Genomic DNA, 5653 nt, shown 5'->3' on the forward strand with positions numbered 1-5653 from the left:
GCGCAGGTGCAGGCGCAGGCGCGGGTGCAGGTGCAGCGGCCATCACCTGGCAGGTCTTGGCTGAACCCTTGGCGGGATCGCTACCGAAGTAGCCGGTCGAGCAGAGCCCAACCGTGCGCACGGACTTGTAGACCCAGCGGCTGCCGGTGCCATAACGAACGTTCTTGGTGCCGGAGACGAGAAAGAGCTGGCCCTCCTTGGAGAGCTGGTTCCAGCTGGTGCTGGTGGTTGCCGTGGCGGTGCTTTGGGCTTGCGCCGACGCGGCCACCAGCGAAAACATCACTGCGCAGGCGGCCAGCACACTGGCATGCGATGCCGGGCGGGAAGAGTTTGGAAATGAGGACATGGCGATAGCACCTGAAAGTCAAGAAGGAAGACGACCGCTGGCACACGGTGGATGGAAGCATTGGCCTGGTGGTCAACAGGCCTTGGAATCAATGTAATTCGACGATCGCCTTTTTCCGATTGCCAACCGATGGGCAGGCATCGGGAAACGATGCGCGGCATTCGTGAAGCTTGTCGCGAAACAAGTTGAAATAATTGAGCTGGTTTATTAACTTCCCGTTGCCATTTCACGTTTTTCACTTCTTTTTTTCAGAAGCTGATGCGCAATGGCTTGGCTGCAATTGCCGGGTGGCTTGTCTAGCGGGAAAGTTGGTCGCTGCGATGGTGGTTTCCCTGCAGGGAACATCGCGCCGAGCGTCGGGCGCGTGGATTTCGCCCATTCAGGTAAAGGTGCAATTCAATTGAGGTTGGCTTATCGGATGGAGATAATGAAACATGAGTAAAAACCGCCAGAAGGCGGTGTTTGGCCGTTGAAAGGATTGGGCCATTCTTTTCCGGTTTGGAAAAGGGGGTGAATTGAAAGAATATGAAAGAAAGAATTCCGGGCTGGGTATTTCAAGGCGTGCGTTGGCGCGAAATGCCCAGGGGATTTCCCATCGCCAGACCGATGTGGAGAGAATGGGCGGCCAATGGCCGCAACCGATGGTGGCGGCGCTGCAGCCCCAGGTGAGGCAGCGCCGGGTCAGCGGGTCCGCGCGGGGGCGGACCGGCGCTGGGCTGCGCTCAGCGAGGGACGATGGCCCAGGTGGGGTCGCTGGCGAAGCCGGCGTCCATCCTCGGTGTCATCGACTTCCAGTTGGCGTAGGCGGCGCTGGCACCGTTGATGCCGACGCTGCTGGTGGCCGCGAGCATGGCCCGGGCGTAGGCGGCGTAGTCGTCGACGCGGTCCGGTGAGCCTTCGGTGATCGCCATCCCGGCGCACGGGGTGCTCTTGAGGCTGGCGTAGTTGGTGTCGAACAAGGTCTTCCAGCTGCTGAAGAACTGGTTGCTCGCGTCGGTGACGGTCCACCAGTAGCCCGGGGCCTTGGCCACGCAGAAGCCATTGGCTTCGTTCAGGAAGCGGCCCACGGTGAAGCCGGTGATCCAGTTCAGCATGGCGCGGCCCTGGGGATCACCGTCCTCGGCGATCTGCGTGAGCACCAACGTCATGAAGTCGTTCTGCCAGGGACCGGCGACCTTGTTGTCCCATGGGCTCTTGATGGCACCGAACGGCGAGCGCGCGGCCGTGTTGGGGTTCTGCGGGTAGTTCTGCACGTACCAGTTCAGGTTGTTGGCCAACCGGGTCTGGAAGTAGGACTTCATGGGGTGGTTGTCAGGCACGATGCGAGCGGCTTCGTCGATGGAGCGCAGGGCCCAGGACTGGGCACGTTCCTCGTTGCCGTAGATCAGGCCCTTGGCGCCCTCGCGGTAGAACGGATCGACTCCGGCGATGTTCCAGCTGGCCCAGAACATGGCCTCGTCCAGGTAGAAAGCATCGCCCGTGATCAGGTAGGGCATGTAGGCGAACGAAGCCTGGTGGGCCGTGTCGGGTGTGTAGATGGTCGTGCCCGTCGGCGTGGGCAGCTTGGGGGATGACTCTCCGAAACGAACCGACACATTGGGGTTGCGCCCCACGTCCAGCGGTTGGCCGGAGCCTTCGTCGCGGTAGTGCACCGGCACGCCGGCGGCGGCATCGGCGTTGGCCAGCATGCTGGCGCGGGCGCGGTCGTCCTGGGTGATGAGGTACAGCGCGGTCCAGCGCGGCTGAGGGCCGATCTCCGAGCGCCCGCCCGTGGTGGGGAAGTACGGCACCAGCATGGCCGGGCCCATGGGCGCGGTGTTCGAGCTGGCCAGGACGCGGGCCTCATCGGCCAGGACCGACTCGGGAATGCGCAGGCTCAGGTCGTAGTTCCAGGTGGCCTTGGTGGCCAGGAAGTAGGGCATGTGGTGGCGCACGCGGTACTGAGGCAGCGTGGCGCCCGTCCACAGCACCTTGTGCCAGCGGGCCTGGTAGTTGTGCGTGAGGCGCGGCTGGGTGTGCACGACCTGGCCGTTGCGGCGCACGGTCAGCTCGTAGGTGAGGTTGCCGGGATTGGCCTTGAAGGTCCAGTTGTTCTCCAGGACCATGTCGGTGCGGATGCTGGCACCGCCGTCGTACAGGCGGGTGTGCAGCCGGGCCGTGAGGTGGGGGTGCTCGGCGTTGGTGGCGCTGTCCTTGAACGGGGCGACCACGGTGTACTCGGTGGCCACGCTGCCGTTGAGGCGGCGGCCGCTGCCCTGGGCGATCTGCTGCTTGAGCAGGTCTTGCGGCTTGGCCACGAGGGTGGAGACCAGGGTGCTGCCGTTGTAGACCTTGGCCTCGAGTTCGAGGTTCCAATCGGGGTTGGCGGGGATGGTCTGGGTGGCCGAGGACTTGGCACCCGCGAACAGGTTGATGAGCTTGGGCTGGTTGGCCGAGAGGTTGCTGACCTTGGCGCTGAGGACGGCAAAGCGCAGGGAGCCGTCGCGGTGGGAGCTGACCTCGTCCATCTGCAGGGGCACGCTCGCGCCGCTGCTGTCGGTGGCCACCAGACCCTGGTTGGCCTGCACGGCGCCGGCCTTGAAAGGCTGGCCGAAGGTGATCGGCAGGGCGCTGGCGGCGGTGGCCGAAGAGACTTCCACGCAGGTGATCGCGCTGGCCGCGCAGGCCAGGCCGGACGCGCCCACGGCGGGAGCCGGTGCCGGTGCCGGCGCGGGTGCGGGTGCGGGTGCGGGTGCGGGTGCGGGGGATGGAGCGGGAGGGCGCGGGGAGGAGGTGGGCGCCGGGGCCGGTGCAGGTGCCGGGGTCGGTGCGGACGCCGTGGGCGCCGGTGCGGAGGTCAGGGTCTCGCTGGGGGTTTGGGCCGATGCGGTGCCGCCACCGCCGCCACCACCGCCACAACCCGAGATGGCCGCCATCATGAAGAGCACGGAAAGCCACTTGGCGTCGCGGACAGCGGGGGTCTTGGAGGGGTTCATGGCGATGCCGGTGAGAGGTGTGCTGGCGGGGGCGAACGGTCGAAAAAGTCGGTGGCTTGTGACCACGTTCACGAAAAATGCGCTTCAGTTGACTTTACGGGCGGCATTTCACAGGCTGGAGCATGGACCGACAGGCACGCCATCCAGAACGACATGCGGGCGCAGGAATCCCATCTGTGAAACGCCGATGGCACAAAAAAACCGACCTGACAGTGCGCCCAAGCGCTCAGAAGTCGTGGCCGGGAAACCGCACATGGCTGGCACGCCACATGCCCTGGACGCTCTATTGTCGTAGGACTTGCCCTACAGCCCTGTTGCTACGTGTTACGAGTTGCACTTTTTGCCGTCAGACTGACCGGTTCGGGCGCGAGGCGTCATTGGCCCGGCAACCGGCCTTGTTTCCCAGGGAAGTCCTGTTCGAGCGCGCCGGGCAGCGTGGCATCGTGCCTTGCGATCCCTCGGAAATCATTGGTTACAAAGGCCCGCGAAGGTACTGTTTCTGGCGGCTCGAACCACTGAAGAAGTAAGGCATCCGGGTTCACGAAAACCCGCGACAGGGGTGCTTCGACGTTCCATTCCAGCCCCAGAGCCGCGCCATCGCGCGCTGAAATGTTTCCTTCGAGCAGGTTGCTGAGCACGCGGCCCTGCGTCGGGGAACGCCGCGCAGAGACGCCTGCCGTGTTGATGAGGGTGTTGTGGGCCAGCACGATGTCGCTGCCGCGGTTGATGTCGAGCCCCGCGTCGTTGCAATGCGCCACGATGTTGTTGGCGGCCAGGCCGTGTCGGTGCTCGTAGGCCGCGCAGCCGTCGGAGCGGCAGACGGCCGCAGGTTGCGTGCCGCCCCCGCCAAAGGAAATGCCCACCCGCTCGCCAGGGCGCGAGATGTCGCTGGGTGAGCAGATCACGAGATTGCGCTCGAAGCGCCCGCCTTCGCCGGCACCTTTCATGAACAGCCCGTAGGCGACTTGGTTGCCCAGGCCCTTGGCGAAGTTCGTGACCAGGTTGTCCTGCACTTTCCAGTGGCTGGCGCCGACCAGGTCGAGCATCACGACGGGCCTGTCGGTCTGCCGGGTGGCCGAGTTGGTCAGGGTGTTGAACGCCACCAGGCCATGGTCGGGCCATTGGCCGTTCAGCCCGTTGACCTTGATGTGTGCGTTGAAATCCTGAATATGGTTGTTGCGCAAGGTGGTGAACGCGCCCCCTCCCACCACATGGAATGCGTGCTCGCAGTCGTGGTCGCGTGCGCAGGCGCCGCGGATGTTGAGGTTTTCAAACATCCAATAGGGCCGGTCGATCTGGATGCCAGCGACCTGGGTGAATGCCAGTTCCACGCTGCCCGGCAGCAAGGCGCTCACCCGGATGGGCGCCTGCGCGCGCCCGTCGTGCCCGAGCCGCAGGGTCTGGCCGAAGCGGTACCTGCCGGGCGCGATCACGATGTGGGTGCCGGGCCTGGCTTCCATGAGCGCCTCGGCCAGGCCGGTGGCCGTGTCCACCCGGACCACCAGGCTGGTCTCGGGCAGGTCGGCCGCCATGCTGACCGCCTGCTGGCCTTTGCCCAGTGGGGGCAGCGGTCCGCGTGGCGGTGGCCTTTCCCAACGGCGTTGCAGGGCGTGAAGTCCTGGAAGAAGCAGCCACTCCAGAATGCGGTGACCCTGGAGCCGGCGCTGCGCGTGGCGGATCAGTTCCTGCGGACTTCGGGAGGCCGCCTCGGCCACCAGGCGCTGCCCCGCGTGGCTCGACAGGAACACCACGGCCCCCACGAGGAGCACCGCCAGGCTTGCCGCTGCGGCCAGGATCCACCCATGCCTCGGTTTCAATGGCGTTCCCCGTTTCTGTGTGCGCAACATGATAGCCGCGAGCGTGTTGAATGCAACGTTATGACTGCATTTCGATGCCGAAAGCGACTTCTTCGGCCGCTATGATGAGCGCTTTGTGAATCTATCGGTCAGAGAAAAATCATCATGAAAATCACTGTGGTAGGGACGGGTTATGTGGGTTTGGTCAGTGGAGCCTGCCTGGCGGAGGTGGGCAACGACGTGCTGTGCCTGGACCTGAATCCGGAGAAGATCCGCATCCTCGAAGAAGGCGGCATTCCGATCTACGAGCCCGGGCTGCAGGAGATGGTCAAGCGCAACGTGGCCGCCGGGCGGCTGCACTTCACCACCGACATCGACCGCGCAGTGCAGCACGGCACCATCCAGTTCATCGCCGTGGGCACGCCACCCGATGAGGACGGTTCGGCCGACATGCGTTACGTGCTGGCCGCGGCACGCAGCATCGGCGAACGCATGACCGACTACAAGGTGGTGGTGGACAAGAGCACCGTGCCGGT

3 protein-coding genes and 1 pseudogene are annotated in these 5653 nt (G+C 64.8%); 1 reads left to right on the plus strand and 3 read right to left on the minus strand.

Going from position 1 to position 5653, the window contains the following annotated elements; genetic code table 11:
- From KIT86_RS23940 to KIT86_RS23950, 3 genes and pseudogenes are all read right to left on the minus strand, one after another.
- Positions 1–346: pseudogene (locus tag KIT86_RS23940) on the minus strand (hypothetical protein); the annotation flags it as partial.
- Positions 347–1068: 722 nt separating this feature from the next.
- Entirely contained in the window at positions 1069–3321 is a 2253-nt protein-coding gene (locus tag KIT86_RS23945; protein ID WP_297403066.1) for a hypothetical protein, read from the minus strand.
- Positions 3322–3695: 374 nt separating this feature from the next.
- A complete protein-coding gene (locus KIT86_RS23950) occupies positions 3696–5138 on the minus strand; it encodes a right-handed parallel beta-helix repeat-containing protein (RefSeq protein ID WP_297403068.1) in 1443 nt (480 codons plus the stop codon).
- Positions 5139–5282: 144 nt separating this feature from the next.
- Between KIT86_RS23950 and KIT86_RS23955 the strand changes: the two genes are divergently transcribed.
- On the plus strand, positions 5283–5653 hold a 371-nt coding region (locus tag KIT86_RS23955), incomplete at its 3' end, for a 2-dehydropantoate 2-reductase N-terminal domain-containing protein (protein WP_367185467.1).

The sequence above is a fragment of the Hydrogenophaga sp. genome (assembly GCF_026125825.1).
In the GTDB taxonomy this organism is placed as follows: Bacteria; Pseudomonadota; Gammaproteobacteria; order Burkholderiales; family Burkholderiaceae_C; genus Hydrogenophaga.

Excerpts from the sequence above, each read along its gene's own strand:
- KIT86_RS23945 (WP_297403066.1), bottom strand. The coding sequence starts at position 3,321 with ATGAACCCCTCCAAGACCCCCGCTGTCCGCGACGCCAAGTGGCTTTCC.